This is a genomic window from Pseudomonas sp. TE12508 (genome assembly GCF_056279485.1).
On sequence record NZ_JBWCCN010000011.1, the window covers coordinates 223,455 to 244,801 of the forward strand.

At 60.5% G+C, this 21,347-nt stretch carries 19 protein-coding genes, 1 other RNA gene and 1 pseudogene; 4 read left to right on the forward strand and 17 right to left on the reverse strand.

The window, feature by feature from the left end:
- Positions 1–32 precede the first annotated feature (32 nt).
- From ftsA to rsmI, 16 genes are all read right to left on the reverse strand, one after another.
- The gene (gene ftsA, locus ACZ9IM_RS17110; protein ID WP_007904319.1) at positions 33–1,292 is read right to left on the reverse strand and encodes a cell division protein FtsA; all 1,260 of its coding nucleotides are present in this window, start codon (positions 1,290–1,292) and stop codon (positions 33–35) included.
- Between the two features lie 15 nt (positions 1,293–1,307).
- Positions 1,308–2,174 carry a cell division protein FtsQ/DivIB gene (locus ACZ9IM_RS17115; RefSeq protein WP_007904320.1) on the reverse strand — a complete coding sequence of 289 codons (867 nt, stop codon included), beginning with the start codon at positions 2,172–2,174 and terminating at the stop codon, positions 1,308–1,310.
- 4 nt (positions 2,175–2,178) lie between these two features.
- Positions 2,179–3,162, reverse strand: a complete 984-nt coding sequence (locus ACZ9IM_RS17120; RefSeq protein WP_123494462.1) for a D-alanine--D-alanine ligase — start codon at positions 3,160–3,162, stop codon at positions 2,179–2,181.
- Entirely contained in the window at positions 3,159–4,619 is a 1,461-nt protein-coding gene (gene murC / locus ACZ9IM_RS17125; protein ID WP_007904332.1) for a UDP-N-acetylmuramate--L-alanine ligase, read from the reverse strand. The genes ACZ9IM_RS17120 and murC overlap by 4 nt, the downstream gene beginning before the upstream one ends.
- Positions 4,612–5,682, reverse strand: coding sequence for an undecaprenyldiphospho-muramoylpentapeptide beta-N-acetylglucosaminyltransferase (gene murG, locus ACZ9IM_RS17130; protein WP_007904335.1), 1,071 nt, complete (start codon positions 5,680–5,682; stop codon positions 4,612–4,614). Before murG ends, murC begins: the two co-directional genes overlap by 8 nt.
- Positions 5,672–6,889, reverse strand: coding sequence for a putative lipid II flippase FtsW (gene ftsW / locus ACZ9IM_RS17135; RefSeq protein ID WP_123494465.1), 1,218 nt, complete (start codon positions 6,887–6,889; stop codon positions 5,672–5,674). The genes murG and ftsW overlap by 11 nt, the downstream gene beginning before the upstream one ends.
- Positions 6,886–8,232 (reverse strand): UDP-N-acetylmuramoyl-L-alanine--D-glutamate ligase, encoded by a 1,347-nt coding sequence (gene murD, locus ACZ9IM_RS17140; RefSeq protein ID WP_476224518.1) that lies wholly within the window; start codon positions 8,230–8,232, stop codon positions 6,886–6,888. Before murD ends, ftsW begins: the two co-directional genes overlap by 4 nt.
- 5 nt (positions 8,233–8,237) lie before the next feature.
- The gene (mraY, locus tag ACZ9IM_RS17145; RefSeq protein WP_007904350.1) at positions 8,238–9,320 is read right to left on the reverse strand and encodes a phospho-N-acetylmuramoyl-pentapeptide-transferase; all 1,083 of its coding nucleotides are present in this window, start codon (positions 9,318–9,320) and stop codon (positions 8,238–8,240) included.
- Positions 9,320–10,687, reverse strand: coding sequence for a UDP-N-acetylmuramoyl-tripeptide--D-alanyl-D-alanine ligase (locus ACZ9IM_RS17150; RefSeq protein WP_476224519.1), 1,368 nt, complete (start codon positions 10,685–10,687; stop codon positions 9,320–9,322). Before ACZ9IM_RS17150 ends, mraY begins: the two co-directional genes overlap by 1 nt.
- Positions 10,680–12,143 carry a UDP-N-acetylmuramoyl-L-alanyl-D-glutamate--2,6-diaminopimelate ligase gene (locus ACZ9IM_RS17155; RefSeq protein ID WP_476224520.1) on the reverse strand — a complete coding sequence of 488 codons (1,464 nt, stop codon included), beginning with the start codon at positions 12,141–12,143 and terminating at the stop codon, positions 10,680–10,682. Before ACZ9IM_RS17155 ends, ACZ9IM_RS17150 begins: the two co-directional genes overlap by 8 nt.
- Complete coding sequence (locus tag ACZ9IM_RS17160; RefSeq protein WP_177409379.1) at positions 12,143–13,882, reverse strand: peptidoglycan D,D-transpeptidase FtsI family protein; 1,740 nt, start codon at positions 13,880–13,882, stop codon at positions 12,143–12,145. Before ACZ9IM_RS17160 ends, ACZ9IM_RS17155 begins: the two co-directional genes overlap by 1 nt.
- Positions 13,882–14,175 (reverse strand): cell division protein FtsL, encoded by a 294-nt coding sequence (gene ftsL / locus ACZ9IM_RS17165; RefSeq protein ID WP_032830409.1) that lies wholly within the window; start codon positions 14,173–14,175, stop codon positions 13,882–13,884. Before ftsL ends, ACZ9IM_RS17160 begins: the two co-directional genes overlap by 1 nt.
- Complete coding sequence (rsmH, locus tag ACZ9IM_RS17170; protein WP_008072115.1) at positions 14,172–15,119, reverse strand: 16S rRNA (cytosine(1402)-N(4))-methyltransferase RsmH; 948 nt, start codon at positions 15,117–15,119, stop codon at positions 14,172–14,174. Before rsmH ends, ftsL begins: the two co-directional genes overlap by 4 nt.
- The gene (mraZ, locus tag ACZ9IM_RS17175; RefSeq protein WP_008147486.1) at positions 15,116–15,571 is read right to left on the reverse strand and encodes a division/cell wall cluster transcriptional repressor MraZ; all 456 of its coding nucleotides are present in this window, start codon (positions 15,569–15,571) and stop codon (positions 15,116–15,118) included. Before mraZ ends, rsmH begins: the two co-directional genes overlap by 4 nt.
- Positions 15,572–15,925: 354 nt before the next feature.
- An RNA gene (rnpB, locus tag ACZ9IM_RS17180) (RNase P RNA component class A) lies at positions 15,926–16,279 on the reverse strand.
- A 73-nt stretch (positions 16,280–16,352) separates the two neighbouring features.
- Positions 16,353–17,258, reverse strand: a complete 906-nt coding sequence (gene rsmI / locus ACZ9IM_RS17185; protein WP_429429532.1) for a 16S rRNA (cytidine(1402)-2'-O)-methyltransferase — start codon at positions 17,256–17,258, stop codon at positions 16,353–16,355.
- A gap of 176 nt (positions 17,259–17,434) precedes the next feature.
- Between rsmI and ACZ9IM_RS17190 the strand changes: the two genes are divergently transcribed.
- The 4 genes from ACZ9IM_RS17190 to ACZ9IM_RS17205 all read left to right on the forward strand — a co-directional run bounded on the left by ACZ9IM_RS17190 (position 17,435) and on the right by ACZ9IM_RS17205 (position 20,881).
- The gene (locus tag ACZ9IM_RS17190; RefSeq protein WP_427626564.1) at positions 17,435–19,246 is read left to right on the forward strand and encodes a penicillin-binding protein activator; all 1,812 of its coding nucleotides are present in this window, start codon (positions 17,435–17,437) and stop codon (positions 19,244–19,246) included.
- Entirely contained in the window at positions 19,246–19,608 is a 363-nt protein-coding gene (locus ACZ9IM_RS17195) for a YraN family protein (RefSeq protein WP_007904371.1), read from the forward strand. Before ACZ9IM_RS17190 ends, ACZ9IM_RS17195 begins: the two co-directional genes overlap by 1 nt.
- Positions 19,609–19,712: 104 nt before the next feature.
- Complete coding sequence (locus ACZ9IM_RS17200; RefSeq protein WP_007904374.1) at positions 19,713–20,306, forward strand: phosphoheptose isomerase; 594 nt, start codon at positions 19,713–19,715, stop codon at positions 20,304–20,306.
- A complete protein-coding gene (locus ACZ9IM_RS17205; protein ID WP_427626562.1) occupies positions 20,303–20,881 on the forward strand; it encodes a BON domain-containing protein in 579 nt (192 codons plus the stop codon). Before ACZ9IM_RS17200 ends, ACZ9IM_RS17205 begins: the two co-directional genes overlap by 4 nt.
- Positions 20,882–21,022: 141 nt before the next feature.
- Here the strand turns inward: ACZ9IM_RS17205 and ACZ9IM_RS17210 are convergent.
- Positions 21,023–21,347 (reverse strand): annotated as a pseudogene (locus tag ACZ9IM_RS17210) (transposase); the annotation flags it as partial.

The window sequence follows — 21,347 nt, forward strand, 5'->3', positions numbered from 1 at the left end:
ACTGCTGTTTGAAGCGGTGTTGCGGTAAAGCTTTAGAAATTGCCTTGTACCCAGCTCTTGAAGCGATCGAGCAAGGCGACTTTCGGTTCGTCATTGCTGTAGCTGTCGCGGCTGCCGATGCCCGAGAATGAAATCCCGTCGGACTGCTTCTGCAGGCCGTACATCAACAGGCCAACGCCGGTGGAATAAATCGGGTTGCGGACCACGTCGTCCAGGCCCTTGACGCCATGCGGCACGCCCAGGCGAACCGGCATGTGGAAGATTTCTTCGGCCAGTTCCACCGCGCCTTCCATCTTCGACGTACCGCCAGTCAGCACGATGCCGGCCGGGATCAGGTCTTCGTAGCCACTGCGACGCAGTTCGGCCTGGATCAGGGTGAACAGCTCGTCGTAACGCGGCTCGACCACTTCGGCCAGGGCCTGACGGGACAGCTCGCGCGGTGGACGGTCGCCGACGCTCGGCACCTTGATGGTTTCACCGGCACCGGCCAGTTTGGCCAGGGCGCAGGCGTAGCGAATCTTGATTTCTTCGGCGTACTGGGTCGGGGTGCGCAGCGCCATGGCGATGTCGTTGGTCACCTGGTCGCCCGCAATCGGGATCACCGCGGTGTGACGGATCGCGCCTTCGGTGAAGATCGCGATGTCGGTGGTGCCGCCGCCGATGTCCACCAGGCACACGCCCAGCTCTTTCTCGTCGTCGGTCAGGACCGAGTAGGCCGAGGCCAACTGCTCGAGAATGATGTCGTCGATTTCCAGACCGCAGCGGCGCACGCATTTTTCAATGTTCTGTGCGGCGTTGACGGCGCAAGTGACGACGTGAACCTTGGCTTCCAGACGCACGCCGGACATGCCCAGCGGCTCGCGAACGCCTTCCTGGTTATCAATCACATAATCCTGCGGCAGTGTGTGCAGAACGCGCTGGTCAGCCGGGATCGCCACAGCCTGGGCAGCGTCGAGAACGCGCTCAAGGTCGGCGGAGCTGACTTCGCGATCACGAATCGCCACGATGCCATGGGAGTTCAAGCTGCGGATGTGATTGCCGGCCACGCCGACAAACGCCGAGTGAATCCGGCAACCGGCCATCAGCTGCGCTTCTTCAATAGCGCGCTGGATCGACTGGACGGTGGACTCAATGTTCACCACTACGCCTTTTTTCAGGCCGCGGGACGGATGAGTACCGATCCCGACGATTTCGAGCGTGCCGTCGTCCGAGACCTCGCCGACCAGCGCCACCACCTTGGAGGTGCCGATATCGAGACCGACGATCATTTTGCCGCTTTGCACGTTTGCCATGGGTCCTGCCTCTTCTTAATTCTTCGCGACAGCGGGTTGGGCTGTCGTGGGCGCTACAGGTTCCCGCCAGCCAACAGCGAGGCCGTTGGCGTAGCGCAGATCGATGCGCGCAATGTTCGTAATCTGCTCTTTGAGCGTCTTGTCATAGATGGCAATGAAGCGGCGCATCTTTTCCACCAGCTTGCCGCGTCCCAGCAGCAGTTCGATTCCCGGGCCCGCGCTGCCGGCGCCGGTGGTCAGGAACCAACTGCCTCGTTCACGCAACTCCAGGCGTGCAATCGAGAAGCCCAATGGCCTGAGCATCTGGCTCAGCACCTGGTATTGCTGCATCACTTGCTGCTGGGCCCGCTGCGGGCCGAACAGCTGTGGCAAGTGTTCGTAGTTCGCCAGCTCGCGCGGGGTGAACGCCTGCCCCTGGTTGTTCAGCAGCGACTCATCGCCCCAGCGGGCCACCGGCAGTTGTTCTTCCAGGCGAATCACCACCTGATCCGGCCACACCCGACGCACTTCGGCGTGGGCAATCCATGGCATCTGTTCAAGCTCGGTACGCATGCTCTCCAGGTCGATGGTGAAGAAGCTCGACGCCACGTAGGGGGCGATCCGCTGCTGCACCGCTTGCTGGCTGATGTAACTCAAATCGCCCTGCACCGCGATCTTGGTGATCGGCCGGTCGGCGTACGGCAGCAAACGCTGTGCGCCTTCATAAGTGCCGAACCCCAGCGCGACCAACAGCACGGGCCAGAACAGACTTTTCAGAAAACCAAAATTGGCTTTCGGCAGGCGCGCGGACATCGGCTCTTTGGCCACCATTCGGCTGGCACCCCGCGGCACCGGCTTGCGGCCGGGTGCGGAAGGCTGATGACGTAGCTGAGCGCCTTGCATGGTCTTAACCTCTTGTCGGCTCTTGGTTACCGGCAGCATTGCCGGTAACGCTGGCGGCCAGAATAGCCAGAACCAGTTGCTGGAAATCCAGGCCAGCGGCACGGGCCGCCATCGGAACCAGACTGTGATCGGTCATGCCCGGTGCGGTGTTGACTTCCAGGAACCAGAACTGCCCGTCGGCGTCCTGCATCACGTCTGCCCTGCCCCAACCGGCGATACCCAGCGCCTCACAGGCTTTGGCCGTGAGGTCCATGAGTTCTTTTTCTTTGTTGCTGTCCAGGCCACACGGGATCCGGTACTGGGTATCGGAAGCCACGTACTTGGCGTCGTAGTCGTAGAAACTGTGGGTTGTGCCCAGGGCGATTGGAGGCAACACCTGGTCACGCAGGGTGGCGATGGTGAACTCCGGACCTTGAATCCATTGCTCGACCAACACTTGCGAATCGTAGGTACTGGCCGCTTTCCATGCGTCGATCAATTCGGACGCGGAGGTCACTTTGGCCATCCCGATACTGGAACCTTCATGGGCCGGTTTGACGATCAAAGGGAAGCCCAGTTCCGTGGCCGCCGAAATACAATCGGCCTCAGAGCTCAGTACCGCATGGCGTGGCGTCGGAATCCCGAGGCTGTGCCAGACCTGCTTGGTGCGCAGTTTGTCCATGGCCAGTGCCGAGGCCAGAATGCCGCTGCCGGTGTACGGAATGCCCAGGCATTCGAGCAGGCCCTGCATGCTGCCGTCTTCACCGCCACGACCGTGGAGGATGATGAAGGCGCGGTCGATTTTTTCGTTCAGCAGACGCTGCAGCAGGTCATCGCCCACATCAAGACCGAAGGCATCCACACCGGCGCTTTGCAATGCATCGAGCACCGCGTTACCCGACTTCAGGGAGACTTCACGCTCGGCACTCTTGCCGCCGAACAGCACGGCGACACGGCCGAAGTCTTTCGGCGCGATAGTGGAGACGAGGTTGGCGTAAGCAGCAGTCATTTCAACTTCCCCACGCTTGGCGCGGCAACCGCGCCAGCGAACAACGGACTGTTCAATAGTTTCGGTGCGAGACCGCCGATATCACCGGCGCCCTGGCACAACAGAATGTCGCCGGCACGCAGCAGCGGCTTGACGATTGGCGCGAGGTCGATGCCGCGCTCGATGTAGATCGGGTCGAGCTGACCGCGCTGGCGAATGCTGTTGCACAGCTTGCGACTATCAGCGCCCGGGATCGGCTCTTCGCCGGCCGGGTAGACTTCCATCAACAGCAGCACGTTGGCGTCGGCCAGCACATTGACGAAATCGTCGTACAGGTCGCGGGTGCGGCTGTAACGGTGTGGCTGATAAACCATCACCAGACGGCGCTCCGGCCAGCCACCGCGCACGGCTTTGATCACGGCCGCGACTTCGGTCGGGTGGTGACCGTAATCATCCACCAGCATCACGTTGCCGCCATCAACCGGCAGTTCGCCGTACACCTGGAAGCGACGGCCAACACCCTGGAAGCCGGACAGGCCCTGGACGATGGCTTCATCGCTGACGCCTTCGTCGGTGGCGATGCAAATGGTCGCCAGCGCGTTCAGCACGTTGTGGTTGCCCGGCATGTTCACCGACACATCCAGCGGCTCGCGATCAGGGCGCAGCACGGTAAAGAAGGTCTGCATGCCCTGCTGACGCACATTGATGGCACGCACATCGGCGTCGTCGCCAAAGCCGTAAGTGACCGTCGGACGCTTCACCTGCGGCAGGATTTCACGCACCACCGGATCGTCCAGGCACACCACTGCCAAGCCGTAGAACGGCAGGTTGTGCAGGAACTCGACGAAGGTTTTCTTCAGTTTGTTGAAGTCGCCGTCGTAGGTCGCCATGTGGTCGGCGTCGATGTTGGTGACCACGGCCACCAGCGGCTGCAAGTGCAGGAAGCTGGCATCGCTTTCGTCGGCTTCGGCGATCAGGTAGCGGCTGGTGCCGAGCTGGGCATTGGTGCCCGCGGCATTCAGACGACCACCGATGACGAACGTCGGGTCCAGGCCACCGGCGGCGAACACCGAAGCGATCAGGCTGGTGGTGGTGGTTTTGCCGTGGGTACCGGCGACGGCGATGCCGTGGCGGTAGCGCATCAATTCAGCCAGCATCTCGGCCCGTGGCACCACCGGAATTCGGCGTTCCAGGGCGGTGGCAACTTCCGGGTTGGAAGTGTTCACAGCGCTGGAGGTGACCAGCACATCGGCGTTCGCGGCGTTCTCGGCACGGTGGCCGATATAAATGTGGGCACCGAAGGATTCCAGGCGCTCGGTCACCGGCGATGCTTTCAGGTCGGAACCGGACACTTCATAGCCCAGGTTCAGCAACACTTCGGCAATGCCGCACATGCCCACGCCGCCGATACCGACGAAGTGGATGCGACGGATGCGGCGCATTTCCGGGTGCGGCATGGCTTTTTTGTTCTCAACCATGGGCCACCTCCAGGCAGGTATCGACCACGTTACGAGTGGCATCGGGTTTGGCCAGGCGGCGTGCCGCGGTGGCCATGTCGTTGAGTCGTTGCGGTTGCATCAAGACCTCTGTCAGGCGAGCGGCAAGATCCGCTGCGCCAGTCGTTCTTTGCGGCATCAGGAAGGCAGCGCCTTCACGGGCCAAATAGTCGGCGTTGCGGGTCTGGTGATCGTCGATCGCGTGGGGCAAAGGCACCAGCATCGAGGGCAGACCGGCAGCCGCCAGTTCACTGATGGTCAATGCGCCTGCGCGGCACACCACCAGGTCGGCCCAGCCATAGGCTTGGGCCATGTCTTTGATGAAAGGCTGCACTTGTGCCTCGACGCCAGCTGCGCGATAGCGCTCTGCAGTCACTTCATCGTGGTTTTTGCCGGCCTGATGAAACACGTCCGGACGCAGGTCGGGAGCGACTTGCGACAGGGCTTCAGGCAGCAACTTGTTTAACGGCTCTGCGCCCAGGCTTCCGCCCAGGATCAGCAAACGCGCCTTGCGACCGGCCAGGGCAGGTCGCGGTGTTTCGAGGAACAGCTCGGTACGCACCGGGTTACCGGTGGTGCGACGGCTGTTCGACAGGGTAAAGGTGTCGGGGAACGCTTCACAGACTCGGGCGGCCAACGGCACCAGCAACCGATTGGCGGTACCGGCCACGGCGTTCTGTTCGTGAACGATCACCGGCACGCCAGCCAATTTGGCTGCAACGCCGCCGGGCCCGGTCACATAACCCCCGAAGCCGACCACGCAGACTGGTCGCAGCTGACGAATGATCGCCCGCGCCTGCCAGATCGACTTGAGTAACATGAACGGTGCCTTGAGCAGGGACAATTTGCCCTTGCCGCGCAAACCGCTGGCGTTGATCCGATGCAATTGAAGGCCGGCCGCCGGCACCAGATCGTTCTCGATCCCGCGCGGCGTGCCCAACCAGTGCACGGTGTAACCGCGGGCCTGGAACTCGCGAGCGCAGGCCAGTGCCGGGAACACGTGGCCCCCGGTGCCGCCAGCCATGATCAATACGTTAGCGCCCATGGTTCGGCTCCTCGGCGAAGTCGCTCTCATGGAACTCCATCTCTTCACTGCCCAAGTGGGTTCGACTCTCCCACTCGATGCGCAGCAACAAGCCAAGACAGGCACAGCAGATCACCAACGAACTGCCGCCATAACTGAGGAATGGCAGAGTCAGCCCCTTGGTCGGCAATAGGCCTACGTTCACTCCGATGTTGATCAGGAACTGACCGATCCACAGGAACGACAAGCCATACGCGATGTAAGCGGCGAAAAATTGTTTGGCCTTCTCGGCCCAATAACCGATGTACATGCCACGAATACAGACAAAGACGAACAGCGCCAAGGTGCACAACGAACCCACGGCACCCAGTTCTTCGGCCAGGACCGAGAACACGAAGTCAGTGTGGGCTTCCGGCAGGTAGAACTGTTTCTGCACGCTGTTGCCCAGGCCAACGCCCAGCCATTCGCCGCGACCGAAAGCGATCAAGGCTTGAGACAACTGATAGCCCGCACCGAACTGGTCGGCCCACGGGTCCGCAAAGTTGGTCAGTCGCGCCATTCGATACGGCTGCATTTGAATCAACAACACCACCGCACCGACAGCCAGGACAACCATCAAGGAAAAACGGAACAGCCCGACGCCGCCGAGGAACAGCATCGCAGCAGCAGCCCCCATCATCACGACGGTGGCACCGAAGTCCGGTTCCATCAGCAACAGCCCTGCCATCGGCAGCAGAACGATGAACGGCTTGAAGAAACCCATCCAGCTTTCACGTACTTCTTTCTGGCGACGCACCAGATAACCGGCGAGGTAGATCACCACGAACACCTTGGCGATCTCGGAAGGCTGAACGTTGAAGAAGCTGAAGCCGATCCAGCGCATCGAACCGTTCACTTCACGGCCAATGCCGGGGATGATCACCATCACCAGCAAACCGAATGCACCAATCAGCATCAGCCACCCCAGGCGTTGCCAGGTAGCGATCGGAATCATCATGGTGACGATGCAGGCGCCAAGTCCCAGCACCACGTAGATAAGGTGGCGGATCATGTAATACAGGGCACTGCCCGACTGCACCGCCGCCACTTCAGTGGATGCCGATGCAATCATGACCAGCCCCAGGCCCAGCAACGCCAGGCAACCGGCGAGCATCGGGAAATCGAGGTCGATGCCGCGCCCGGTGATGATCGGCGACGGGTACGGCTTGATGATATTCAGGAGGCTCATGCCAAGTCCTCCACGGCGCGGACAAACTGGTGACCGCGATCTTCGTAGTTCTTAAACATGTCGAAACTGGCGCAGGCTGGCGACAGCAGCACCGCATCGCCCTTTTCGGCGATAGCGCGGCATTGCTCGACCGCTTCGATCAGCGAGCCGACGCGAATCAGCGGCACGGCATCGCCGATGGCCTCGCCGATCTTGTCGGAATCACGGCCCATCAAAATGACGGCGCGGCAGTTGGCCGACACTGGATCACGCAAATCCTTGAATTCAGCGCCCTTGCCATCGCCACCGGCGATCAGCACAAGCTTGCCGTCGATGTCCGCGCCCAGGCCTTCGATGGCGGCCAGAGCAGCACCGACGTTGGTGGCTTTGGAGTCGTTGTAGTAGCTCACGCCATTCAGCTCGCGTACCCATTGGCAGCGATGCTCGAGCCCGGCGAAATTGCGCAGGGCCGAAAGCATGGCGTCGAACGGCAGGCCGACGGCATGCCCCAGTGCCAAGGCCGCGAGGGCGTTGGACTGGTTATGCGCGCCACGAATTTTCAATTCGCGCACCGGCATCAGGTTCTGGAATTCGAAGGCTAGGTATTTCTCGCCATCCTCTTCCCGGATCCCGAAGGCCTTGAAATCGGGTTTGCTCAAACCGAAGGTCCAGCACGGCTGACCTTCACCCATCAGCGGACGGCTCAGGGCGTCCTGACGGTTGACCACAAACTGCCTCGCGCCCCGGAAGATCCGGTGCTTGGCCAGGTGATAGGCCGGCAGACCGCTGTAGCGGTCCATGTGGTCTTCACTGATGTTGAGCACGGTCGCCACTTCGGCGTTGAGTTGATCGGTGGTTTCGAGCTGGAAGCTCGACAACTCCATCACGTACAACTCGATGTCGTCGCTGAGCAAATCCAGCGCCGGTGTGCCGAGATTGCCGCCGACAGCAACACGCTTGCCAGCCGCAGCCGCCATTTCGCCGACCAGGGTGGTGACGGTGCTTTTGGCGTTGGAACCGCTGATGGCGACAATCGGCGCCTTCGCGTTACGCGCGAACAGCTCGATGTCGCCGGACAACTTCACGCCACGGGCGGCGGCAGCCTGCAGGGCCGGGGTCGCCAGCGCCAGGCCGGGGCTCACGTAGAGCTCATCGGCACGGCACAGGAATTCGACGTCCAGCTCGCCACAACGCACTTCCACGTGCGGATAGTCACGCTTGAGCGTGGCCAGTTCCGGTGGATTTTCCCGCGTATCGGCGACAGCAAACGACACGCCCCGGTTCGCCAGGAAGCGAACCAGGGACATGCCGCTCTTGCCGAGGCCGACAACGATGCGGAAGTGGTCAGAAGCGATCAGAGACACTCGTTCTACCTCAGCTTCAGGGTGGCAAGGCCGACCAGTACCAGAATCACGGTGATGATCCAGAAACGGACGATCACACGCGGCTCGGGCCAGCCCTTGAGTTCAAAGTGGTGGTGTATCGGTGCCATGCGAAACACACGGCGACCGGTCAGCTTAAAGGAGGCAACCTGAATGACGACTGACAGGGTCTCCATCACGAACACGCCGCCCATGATGAACAGGACGATTTCCTGACGGACGATCACCGCGATGGTGCCCAAAGCCGCGCCCAGCGCCAGTGCGCCGACGTCGCCCATGAACACTTGGGCCGGATAGGTGTTGAACCACAGGAACCCCAGGCCCGCACCGATCAGCGCGCCGCAGAACACAATCAACTCACCCGCGCCCGGTACGTAAGGGATCAGCAGGTATTCAGCGAATTTCACGTTACCCGACAGGTAGCAGAAGATCCCCAAACCGCCGCCGACCATCACGGTAGGCATGATCGCCAGACCGTCGAGGCCATCGGTCAGGTTGACCGCGTTGCTCGAGCCGACAATCACGAAATAGGTCAGGACGATGAAACCCGCGCCCAGTGGAATGCTGTAGTCCTTGAGCATCGGCAGGATCAGGGTGGTTTCTACCGGCGTCGCGGCAGTCATATAAAGGAAGATCGCCGCGCCCAGGCCGAACACCGACTGCCAGAAATACTTCCAGCGGCTCGGAAGGCCGCGAGAGTTTTTCTCGATGACTTTGCGGTAGTCGTCTACCCAGCCGATGGCACCGAACAGCAGGGTGACCAACAACACCACCCAAACGTAACGGTTGGCCAGGTCGGCCCAAAGCAAGGTGCTGACACCGATGGACGAAAGAATCAGCGCGCCGCCCATGGTCGGGGTGCCGGATTTGGACAGGTGCGATTGCGGGCCGTCGTTGCGAACGGATTGACCGATCTGACGGTTCTGCAAAGTGCGGATCATCCACGGGCCATAGCACAGCGACAAGACCAACGCGGTCAGCACACCGAGGATCCCGCGCAGGGTCAGGTACTGAAAGACCGCGAAGCCTTTGTAGAACTGTTGCAGATACTCCGCTAGCAGCAGCAGCATTAATGTTTCTCCAGACGGGTCCCGCACAAAGCGGCGACGATGTTTTCCATCGCGGCGCTGCGCGAGCCCTTGATCAAAATGGTGGTGTTTGTGTCCTGCTCGGCTTCCAGGGCCTTGATCAGCTCAGCCTGAGTGCTGAAGTGAAAAGCCTGCTCGCCGAAAGCGTTTACGGCGTGGGTCATCATTGGCCCGACCGCGTAAAGCGCGCAAACCTTGCCGCGGGCGTACTCGCCCACATCGCGGTGCCCCTGCTCCGCCCAATCGCCCAACTCGCCGATATCTCCGAGCACCAGAACGGTGCGGCCGGAAAAGCCGGCGAGTATATCAACGGCGGCGCACATGGAGGTGGGGTTTGCGTTGTACGTGTCATCGATCACGCGCATACCGTTAGTCGCCAGTTGCGCGACGGCACGACCCTTGACCGGTTGCACTGCATTGAGCCCCGAAGCGATATGCGACAAGGACACGCCCAGGGCGTGAGCCGCCGCGGCAGCGGCGACTGCGTTGGTGACGTTGTGCCCGCCGAGCAGGTTCAATTGAATCCGGGCAATACCTTGCGGCGTGTGCAGTTCGAATGCAGGGCAGCCGCGTGCATCGGAAACGATGAAGCTGGCATGGAAATCTGCGGTGGCATCCAGCTGAGAGAAACTCAGCACCCGTCGGGCAGCGGCACGGGCCTTCCAGATCGGGAACGCCTTGTCGTCGAGATTCAGCACGGCGATGCCCGAGGCATCCAGCCCTTCAATAATCTCGCCCTTGGCCTCGACGATTTTTTCCGGGCCACCGAACTCACCGACGTGGGCAGTGCCGGCATTGTTCAGCACAGCGACATGCGGTTTGGTCATGGCAACGGTGTAGGCAATCTCGCCAAGACGCGAAGCCCCCAACTCGATGACCGCCGCCGTGTGTTCCGGCGCCAGTTCGAGCAGGGTCAGCGGAACACCGAGGTCGTTGTTCAGGTTGCCACGGGTCGCCAGCACCGGACCGCGCGTACGCAGGATACTCGCAAGCATTTCCTTGACCGTGGTCTTGCCGCTGGAACCGGTGATGGCCGCGACCGGATGAGTGAACGCAGCGCGGTTCATCGCGCCCAATTGGCCGAGGGCCTGGCGGGTGTCCTTGACCAGCAGTTGCGGCAGCGCGCTGTCGGCAACCTCGCGCTCGACCAGGGCACCCACGGCGCCTTTGGCGGCGACGTCATTGAGGTAGTCATGGCCATCGAAACGCGGGCCGGCCAGAGCAATAAACAACTGGCCGGGCTTGATTGCGCGGCTGTCGATGCTGACGCCGTCGAAGCTGGCGTCGCTGGCAATCAGGCGGCCATTCAATGCACTGGTCAGTTCGCTCAGTTTCAAGGCTTTAAGCATGGGCCACCTCCCACGCGGTCAGGGCGTGATCGGCCTCGACCAGATCGGAGAAAGCGTGGCGCTCGCCGTTGATTTCCTGATAGTCCTCGTGACCTTTACCGGCCAGGACAATCACGTCATCGGCCGATGCGCTGGCGATCAATTGGGCAATCGCCTGGCCACGGCCGGCGACGAAGGTCACTTTATCCACAGCGGTAAAACCGGCGCGGATGTCGTCGAAAATCACTGTTGGGTCTTCGGTGCGCGGATTGTCATCGGTGACCAGTACGCCATCGGCCAGACGCTCGACCACTTCCGCCATCAGCGGACGCTTGCCGCGATCGCGATCACCGCCGCAACCGAACAGGCACAGCAACCGGCCTTTGGCGTGTGGACGCAGGGCCATCAAGACTTTTTCCAGCGCATCCGGTGTGTGGGCGTAATCGACCACCACCAACGGCTGAGTACCGCCACCCAGGCGCTGCATGCGACCGGCCGGGCCTTCGAGTTTCGGCAGTACTTTGAGGATTTCGTCCAGTGCGTAGTCCAGCCCGAGCAAGGCGCCGATGGCTGCCAAGACGTTGCTCAGGTTGAAACGGCCGAGCAAGGTGCTGCGCAAATGGTGTTCGCCTTGCGGCGTGACCAGCGTGGCGCGCACGCCTTCGTCGTCGAACTGCGCTTGGCGGCAATACAGGTAGGCGCTGGAATCTTCCAGGCTGTAAGTAATCAGTCGCGACTCGCCTTCATCGCCAGCCAGTTGCCGGCCGAAATCGTCGTCCAGGTTGACCACCCGGCACTTCAGATCATTCCAGGCAAACAACTTGGCCTTGGTTTCGCCATAGGCCTGCATGGTGCCGTGGTAATCCAGATGATCGCGCGACAGGTTGGTCATCACCGCCACATCGAATGCCAACGCCGTCACGCGGCCCTGATCCAGGCCGTGGGAAGAGACTTCCATGGCCACGGCCTTGGCGCCGGCTTTTTTCAGGTCGGCGAGGGTCGCTTGCACCGCAATCGGGTTCGGCGTGGTATGCAGACCGCTTTCCAGCGCTCCGTAGAAACCGGAGCCCAGGGTGCCTACAATGCCGCAGTGCTGCCCCAGCAGGTCGAGCGCCTGGGCGATCAATTGCGTCACGCTGGTTTTACCGTTGGTGCCAGTCACGCCGATCAGGTTCAAATGACGGCTCGGGTCGCCATAAAAGCGCCCGGCGATGTCCGACAGCTGCGCCGCCAGGCCTTTGACCGGAATCAGCGGCACGTCGGTGATCGGCAGCACAGTCGCGCCTTCGACTTCATAAGCCACGGCAGCAGCGCCGCGTTGCAAGGCGTCGGCGATGTGCGCACGCCCGTCGAACTTGCCACCAGGAACCGCGAGAAACAGATCGCCTGCTCGTACGTTGCGGCTGTCCAGCGCCAATTCGCGGATCAACAGATCGCGGCCGGCGTGGGCGAAAATCTTGTTCAGGCTCAGCGACATCAGCCGCGCCCTCCATTAGCTTTCAGCGGAACGACCGGTGCGGCGTTCGCTTGTTGAGTGGCAGGCAGGTTGTCCGGGGTGATGTTCATCAGGCGCAGGGTCCCGGACATCACTTTGCTGAACACCGGGGCCGATACCAGACCACCGAAGTAACCGGCCTTGGTCGGCTCATCGATCACCACCACGATTGCGTAGCGCGGATCGTTCATCGGGCCGAAGCCGGCGAACAGCGAGCGGTAGGAATTCTCGGCGTAGCCTTTGGTGCCGACCGACGTTTTACGCGCGGTACCCGACTTGCCGCCCACGTGATACGCCGGCACTTGCGCACGGAATACACCGCGCGGGGCTTCGATCACTTGTTGCAGCATGGTTTGCATGGTTTTCGCGACAGCTTCCGGCAATACCTGTGTGGTTTGCGGTGCCTTGTCGGTTTTGATCAGGGTCAGCGGCGCAAGGCGACCATTGTTGGCCAGGGCCGAGAAGGCGTGGACCAACTGGATCGCAGTCACGGAAATACCGTAGCCGTAGGACAGCGTGGCGGTTTCAGCCTTGCGCCATTCGCGGTAGTTCGGCAGGTTGCCGACGCGCTCGCCCGGGAATCCGAGCCCGGTGTCCTGGCCAAGGCCGACTTTCTGCGCCAGGCGGAAAATCGTTTCGCCGCCGATATCGAATGCGACCTTACTCATGCCGACGTTACTGGAATTGATCAGGATACCGGTCAGGTCGAGTACCGGGCCTTCACTCTTCGATACGTCCTTGATGGTGTACTTACCAATCTGCAAGGTGCCTGGATACACTTCGACGGTATCGGTCGGCTTCCAGCGCCCGGTTTCAATCGCGGCACTCATGGAGATCGCTTTCATAGTCGAACCCGGCTCGAATACGTCGATCATCGCGCGGTTGCGCATCATCGCCGGTTGCAGGTTGCGACGGTTGTTCGGGTTGTAGGTCGGCTGGTTGACCATGGCCAGGATCTCGCCGGTCTTCACGTCCATGATCACCAGGCTGCCAGCCTTGGCGCCGTTCTCGATGATCGCATTGCGCAGCTCGCGGTTGGCCAGGTATTGCAGACGCAGGTCAATGGACAACGCCAAGGGCTTGCCGGCCTTGGCGTTTTTGGTGACCTGGACATCTTTGATCAGCCGGCCGCGCCGGTCCTTGATCACCTGCCGCTTGCCGGGGACGCCAGCCAGCCATTCGTCGTAGGCCAACTCGACGCCTTCGCGTCCGTGGTCATCGATGTCGGTAAAGCCGACCATGTGGGCGGTGACTTCACCGGCCGGGTAGAAACGCCGGAACTCTTCGATGCCATAAACGCCCGGCACTTTCAGATCGAGCACAGCCTGGCCCTGCTCGGGGGTCAGCCCGCGCACCAGATAAATGAATTCTTTGTTGGCCTGGGCTTCGAGACGTTCGGCCAGGGCTTTCGGGTCCTGCCCCAAGGCAGCCGCCAGTGCCGGCCACTTCTCTTTGGCCGTTTGCATTTCCTTGGCGTTGGCCCACAGGGTGGTGACCGGGGTACTCACGGCCAACGGCTCGCCGTTACGGTCGGTGATCAGACCACGGTGAGCCGGAATTGGAATATGACGAACACTGCGCGCATCGCCCTGACCTTTAAGGAAGGCACGGTCGACCACTTGCAAATCGATGATGCGCCAGGCAATCGCCGCCACCATGATGCCGAGCAACCCGACCACCAGACGGAACCGCCATGGAAAAAGCGCGCCTTCGAGTTTCATCATGGCGCCACCATCTGCACTTCAGCGGCGCCGGGAATGCGCATCTTCAGTTGCTCGGTGGCCAGGACTTCGATGCGGCTATGGGCGGTCCAGGTACTCTGCTCGAGAATCAACCGGCCCCACTCCGCCTGCGCCTTGTCGCGCACGCTCAATTCGCCGTACAGCGAATTGAGCAACTGACGGTTCCAGTGCGCGCTATAGGACACGCCTATAGCCGACACAAGCACGCCGGCAAACAACAGCAGCATGAAAAAGCTTCCGCCGGGAAGTGGCTTGGCGAAAAGCTTGCTCACCGCAACTTCTCCGCGACACGCATGACGGCACTACGGGAACGTGGGTTGGCTTTGAGTTCGGCCTCCGAGGCGGTCTGCGCTTTGCCATGGATTTTGATTACCGGTTCGAAAGCAACGTGACGGACCGGCAGATTGCGCGGCAGGTTGTCGGCTTCGCCTTTCACCAGTTTGCGCATGAACAGTTTGACGATGCGGTCTTCCAGCGAGTGGAAGCTGATGACAACCAGACGGCCGCCCACTTCCAGGCATTCCAGCGCCGCTTCGAGGCCGGCTTCCAGATCGCCCAGTTCGTTGTTGACGTGAATACGCAGGCCCTGGAATGCACGGGTGGCCGGGTTCTTGCCCTTTTCCCATGCGGGGTTGGCGACTTTCAGCACTTCAGCCAGATCGCCAGTGCGCTCGAACGGCTTGATGTCGCGACGCTCGGCCACGGCACGCGCCATGCGTCCGGAGAAACGCTCCTCGCCGTATTGCTTGAACACACGGGCAATTTCTTCCACCGGCGCGGTGTTGACGAACTCGGCGGCGCTGATCCCGCGGGACGGGTCCATGCGCATGTCCAACGGACCGTCGTTGAGGAAGCTGAAGCCGCGTTCAGGATCGTCGAGTTGTGGCGAGGACACGCCGAGGTCGAGCAGAACACCGCTGACCTTGCCGGCCAGACCGCGTTCGGCGACTTCCGAACCGAGCTCGGCAAAGCTGCGCTGCACAACGACAAAGCGGCCGTCTTCGGCCGCTAGCGTTTGCCCGGTGGCAATCGCTTGAGGATCTTTGTCGAATCCGAGCAACCGGCCATCTGGCCCGAGCTGGCTGAGGATCAACCGACTGTGCCCGCCACGTCCGAACGTACCGTCCAGATAGCAGCCATCAGGACGTACGGCGAGAGCCTCGACGGCTTCGTCAAGCAGTACGGTGATGTGGTTAAAGCCGCTATCAATAGTCACAGGATTAAATCACGCAGTTCATCAGGCATGGCGCCCGGTTGTTGAATAGCAGCCAGGTCAGCGGCAGAAACCGCATCCCAGGCATCCTCGTCCCACAATTGGAACTTGTTCAGTTGGCCTACCAACATCGCGCGCTTATCCAACTTGGCATATTCGCGAAGACGTGGCGGAACCAGAAAACGACCACTGCCATCGAGCTCGAGGTCGACGGCATTACCAATCAGTAAACGTTGCAGGCGGCGGTTCTCTTCGCGAAGCGAAGGCAGTGCGCGCAGTTTGGTTTCGATAATTTCCCACTCATCGAGGGGATAAACACACAAACACGGATCAACGGCATCGATGGTGACGATTAATTGACCGGAACTACGCGAAACCAGCTCGTCACGGTACCGGCTCGGCATTGCGAGACGGCCCTTTGCATCGAGACTGATAGCGTTAGCTCCGCGAAACACGTCAGCGTTTCTCCAAATATTAGCGTTTTACGCTCAAAAAACCCACTTCATGCCACTTTCCGCCACTTGCGCACACTATAGGAATGCGCCCACCACACCGTCAAGGCGCGGATTAAAGGAAAAGCCTTACAGAACGGAGATTTAGCAGCGTAAGAGGAGGGTTAACGAGAATCTGACGGATGAATTCACTCGATAACTTGAATCAGCACAGAAGGCTGCGTTCAGAAGTTAAAGTAGTTTGTTAAGAGTAAGATTTTTTCGGTATTACAAAAGCGCTTCTGCTATTGATTCAGCAGGGAGGGAAATTGCCATTACACACATCGCTGCCAATGACTCGGCAGAGAGGAAAAAAAGGTGGAGAGTCGATCTGTAAGCCGGGTTCTGTCTTGAACAGTCATTCGTCTACGATGGCCATCACTGGACATCTTTAGCAACCTACCCGGTCCCAGCGCGGGCCACGCCTTGGGACCCTATTTGGTCTTGCTCCAAGTGGGGTTTACCTAGCCACGAACTGTTGCCAGACGTGCGGTGCGCTCTTACCGCACCTTTTCACCCTTACCGGCGCCGAAGCGCTTAGGCGGTTATTTTCTGTGGCACTTTCCGTAGGCTCACGCCTCCCAGGCATTACCTGGCACTTCGCCCTATGGAGCCCGGACTTTCCTCCCCCCCCTAATTTTCATAGAGGGCAGCGACTGTCCGATCGACTCTCCGCCGCGAAGATTAACGGCAGAGCGACCGAAGAACAAGCGCTAAAAGCCTCTGGCCGGCGCTGCACGTCGGTTTACTCGCCCTTCTGTTTATCCAGCGCGACCTGATAGAGCACATTCTTGCGTTCGCCGGTAATTTGCGCCGCCAATGCCGCCGCACGCTTGAGCGGCATCTCTTCGAGTAACAGATTGAGAATACGCATGGCTTCACTGCTGACAGCGTCTTCGGTCTCAGGGGCAGTCCAGCCCGCCACCAGCACTACACACTCGCCACGCTGCTGATTGCTGTCCGATTCGACGAACTCGCGCAACTCGGCCAGCGGCAAGCCTTTGAGGGTTTCGAAGGTCTTGGTCAGTTCCCGCGCCAGCAACGCCGGACGCTCGGCACCAAATACCAGCTCCATGTCTTGCAGGCACTCGAGGATGCGGTGCGGTGCTTCATAGAAAATCAGCGTGCGCGGCTCTTCTTTAACGAGCTCCAAACGAGCCCGTCGGCCGACAGCCTTGGCCGGCAAAAAACCTTCGAAGATGAAACGGTCGGACGGCAGGCCCGCGGCCGACAATGCCGCAATCAAGGCACACGCCCCCGGAACCGGCACCACATTGATCCCTGCGGCACGAGCCTGACGCACCAGGTGATAACCCGGATCGGAAATCAGCGGCGTCCCGGCGTCGGAAATCAACGCCACATCATCGCCCGCCAGCAGACGCGTGATAAAGCGGTTACCCTCCTCACGCTCATTGTGTTCATGGCAGGCCGCCAGCGGTGTGGGGATACCGAAATGCTGCATCAATCGCTGGGAATGGCGAGTGTCTTCGGCCGCGATCAAGGCGACCTCACGCAGGATCTTCAGCGCACGCGCACTGATGTCGTCCAGGTTGCCGATGGGCGTCGCCACCACATAAAGCGAGCCAGCAGCGGAATTCAAAGCACCTGGAACAGTCAAAGCGCACACCTCATGATCGGTAAAAGGCGACATTGTAGCGCGTAGCGGCGCTTGCGATACGCCTCCCCCTCCGCGGTTTTTCCAGCCTTTTGTGCAGTGCTGCAACATTTGCATGAGCTAAATTGATCGATTCACGCCAGTAACATCGCGCCCCGGCCAGTGCTTGGGTACAATTCCACGCTAATTTGATCGAGTATCAGGAACACTACATGATCGCTTGCCTGCGGCTGTTCACTGCCCTCTGCCTCGCTGCCTTGCTGGCGGCTTGCGCCAGCTCGCCCTCTTCCAGCCTTGGCGAACTTCCACGGACCCCGGATGCCAGTATCGAGCAACTGCTCGAACAGGCCACTCGAAGCAAAGACCCGGAAAAAGCCGCTCTACTGCGCTTGAGCGCGGCAGACCTGGCTTATCGCCAGGGCAATGCCGGCCAGTCCGCGCAAATCCTGCAACAGGTGCCGGTGGAACAACTCAAGCCTGGCCAACAAGTCTTCGCCAACACCCTGGCGGCTGAACTGGCCATGACCCGCAATCAGCCCAAAGCGGCGCTGACTGCCCTGAGCCATCCGAGCCTGCAACGCCTGAGCGAACTGCCCGTCGAACAACAGGTTCGCACCGGCACCGTTCATGCCCGCGCCCTTGAGGCCGACGGCCAGACCCTGGCCGCCGCACGGGAGCGCATCTTTATTGCGCCGATGCTTGAAGGTGAAGCAGCCAGCAAAAACCACGAAGCGATCTGGACCCTGATCGCTTCGCTGCCGACCGATCAATTGCAGCCGACCACCGACGATGACCTCGGCGGCTGGATCCGTCTGGCGCTGGTGGTGAAAACGGCCGGCACCCTGGAACAGCAGCAAGCCGCGATCGACAACTGGCGCGAGCAGAATCCAAAACACCCGGCTGCCATCCAGCTGCCGCTACCACTGACCAAACTCAAGGAACTGGCCAGCCAGCCCCTGAGCAAGATTGCCCTGCTGCTGCCGCAAGACGGCCCGCTGGCTTCGGTCGGCAAAGCACTGCGTGAAGGCTTCATGGCTGCTCACTACCAGGCGCAACAAGCCGGGCAGAAGCCGCCAGCCATCGAGTTCTATGACAGCTCGCGCCTGACCTCCCTCGACGAGTTCTATCGCAAGGCCCAGGCCGATGGCGTGCAACTGGTAGTCGGTCCGCTGGAGAAGCCGCTGGTCAAACAGCTCAGCGCCCGCCCGCAACTGCCGATCACTACCCTGGCCCTGAACTACAGCGAAGGCGCACAAGGTCCGGCCCAACTGTTCCAGTTCGGTCTTGCCGCTGAAGACGAAGCCCGCGAAGTGTCTCGCCGTGCACGCGCCGATGGCCTGCATCGCGCCGCGATCATGGTGCCGAAAGGCGAATGGGGCGACCGCGTCTACAAGGCGTTCAGCCAGGATTGGCAAGCCAACGGTGGCAGCATTGTCGCTACCGAGCGCGTCGACCAGCCGGTACAACTGGCCCAGCAGATTGCCGACATGTTCCAGCTGCGCCAGAGCGAAGGCCGTGCCAAGAGCCTGCAAAGCACCGTTGGCTCGCAGGTTGCCGCACAACCTTCGCGTCGTCAGGACATCGAGTTCATCTTCCTGGCCGCGACGCCGCAACAGGCTCAACAGATCAAACCGACCCTGAACTTCCAGTACGCGGGTGATGTGCCGGTTTACGCCACCTCCCACGTATTCAGCGCCAGTGGCGATCAGAACCAGTACAACGACATGAACGGTATTCGCTTCTGCGAAACCCCATGGCTACTGGATGCCAATGACCCGCTGCGCAAACAGGTCACTGCACAATGGCCACAAGCCGGCGGCAGCCTGGGCCGTCTGTACGCGATGGGCGTTGACGCCTATCGCCTGGCACCGCGTCTGGGGCAACTCAAGGCCTTGCCGGATAGCCGCATCCAGGGTCAATCGGGCAGCCTGGGCATGACTCAGAGTCAACGGGTCGAGCGTCAGTTGCCATGGGCAGAATTCACTAACGGTCAGGTTCAACGCCTGCCGGACACCTCACGCTGATGCCCGACAGGTCACGCCAGCAAAGCGGTAAAGATGCCGAGCGTCATGCGCTCGAGCATCTTCAGCAACAAGGTCTGCGCCTGCTGGCGCAGAACTGGTTGTGTAAACGCGGCGAGCTTGATCTGGTCATGCTTGATGGCGATACAGTAGTATTCGTCGAAGTCCGCTATAGAAAAAACACCCAATGGGGTGGTGCGCTCGATAGCATCGATGGGCGCAAACGGCAGAAACTGATTTTTGCCGCGCAGTATTTTCTTCAGCGCGAGTCGCGTTGGGCCAATTCCCCCTGCCGCTTCGACGTGGTTGCCATCGACAGCAACCTTGATCAGTTGAACTGGTTGCAGAATGCCTTCGACAGCTGATCGCTTGCGTCCCGAACCGGACACCTTCACCCAACACTTTTGCTCTTTGCTTTGCGGGCTGCACATTCATGTGCCGAGTAGCCGCGCTAATTAAGGTCACACAGATGGACATGCAATCGCGAATTCGCCAGCTTTTTCAGGCCAGTATCGACACCAAGCAACAGGCGATGGACGTACTTGCACCGCACATCGAGCAAGCCAGCCAGGTCATGGTCAACGCCCTGCTTAACGAGGGCAAAATGCTGTCCTGCGGCAACGGCGGCTCCGCCGGTGACGCACAGCACTTCTCCTCCGAGCTGCTCAACCGCTTCGAACGCGAGCGCCCGAGCCTGCCCGCCATCGCGCTGACCACCGACAGCTCGACGATCACCTCGATCGCCAACGATTACAGCTACAACGAAATCTTCTCCAAACAGATCCGCGCCCTCGGTCAGCCGGGTGATGTTTTGCTGGCGATTTCCACCAGCGGCAACTCGGCAAACATAATTCAAGCGATCCAGGCCGCACATGATCGCGAAATGATTGTCGTAGCATTGACCGGTCGTGATGGCGGCGGCATGGCGTCACTGCTATTGCCTGAGGACGTCGAGATTCGCGTACCGGCCAACGTCACCGCACGTATTCAGGAAGTCCACCTGCTGGCGATCCATTGCCTTTGCGATCTGATCGACAGCCAACTGTTCGGGAGTGAAGAATGACCCCTAATCGCCTAGGCCTTCTGGCCTTGACCCTGTGCCTTGGCATCAGCGGCTGCACGTCGGTGGTTAACGCCAGCCGTGAAGCGCCGATCGATGATGACCGCGGCACCCGCACCTTCGGCAGCAAGATCGACGACTCCCTGATCGACACCAAGGTCGGCGTGAACATCGCCAAGGCTGATCCTGCCCTGGACAACGACTCGCACATCGTCGTCACCAGCTTCAACGGTGTCGTGCTGCTCGCCGGGCAAACGCCGCGCGCCGATCTCAAGGCCAAGGCCGAACAGGTTGCCGCCTCCGTTCAGCGCGTGAAGAGGGTGCACAACGAGCTGCAAGTACTGGCGCCCTCCTCGCTGCTGGCGCGCCAGAACGACACCTGGTTGACCACCAAGATCAAGACCCAGATGCTCACCGATGCCTCCATCCCGGGTTCGCGCATCAAGGTTGTGACCGAAAACGGCATCGTCTACTTGCTGGGTCTGCTGACCAAGCAGGAAGCGGCTCAGGCGACCAATTTGGTACAAGGCGTTTCCGGCGTGCAGAAGATCGTGAAGTTGTTTGAGTACATCGACTGATACCTGCTTACCGGCGATGGCATCCTTGAGATCGCCATCGCCCTGTAGGAGCTGCCGAAGGCTGCGATCTTTTGATCTTGAAAGGCAAAGTAAAAAGATCGCAGCCTTCGGCAGCTCCTACGCGTTTGAAGTGGTGAATGTCTAGTCCTGAAATAGGTTTACACCTGTTTCACCCTAACGCCCGATGCACCGCATCGGGCGTTTTGTATTTCAAAGACAGGTGCGGACGCTCGCCGTTGTAGATCGATATCGACTCACTCACCATCTTCTTCGCTTGCAGCAAATCCTGCGGCCGCTGGAGCATAAGCTCTGTCTTTAATATCCCGTTGACCCGCTCTGCCAAGGCATTTTGGTAGCAGTCATAGCCGTCCGTCATTGAGCATCGAATACCGTATTTCGCGTGCAACGCTTGGTACATCCCCGAGCAATATTGGATACCTCTATCTGAATGATGCACCAGCGACTG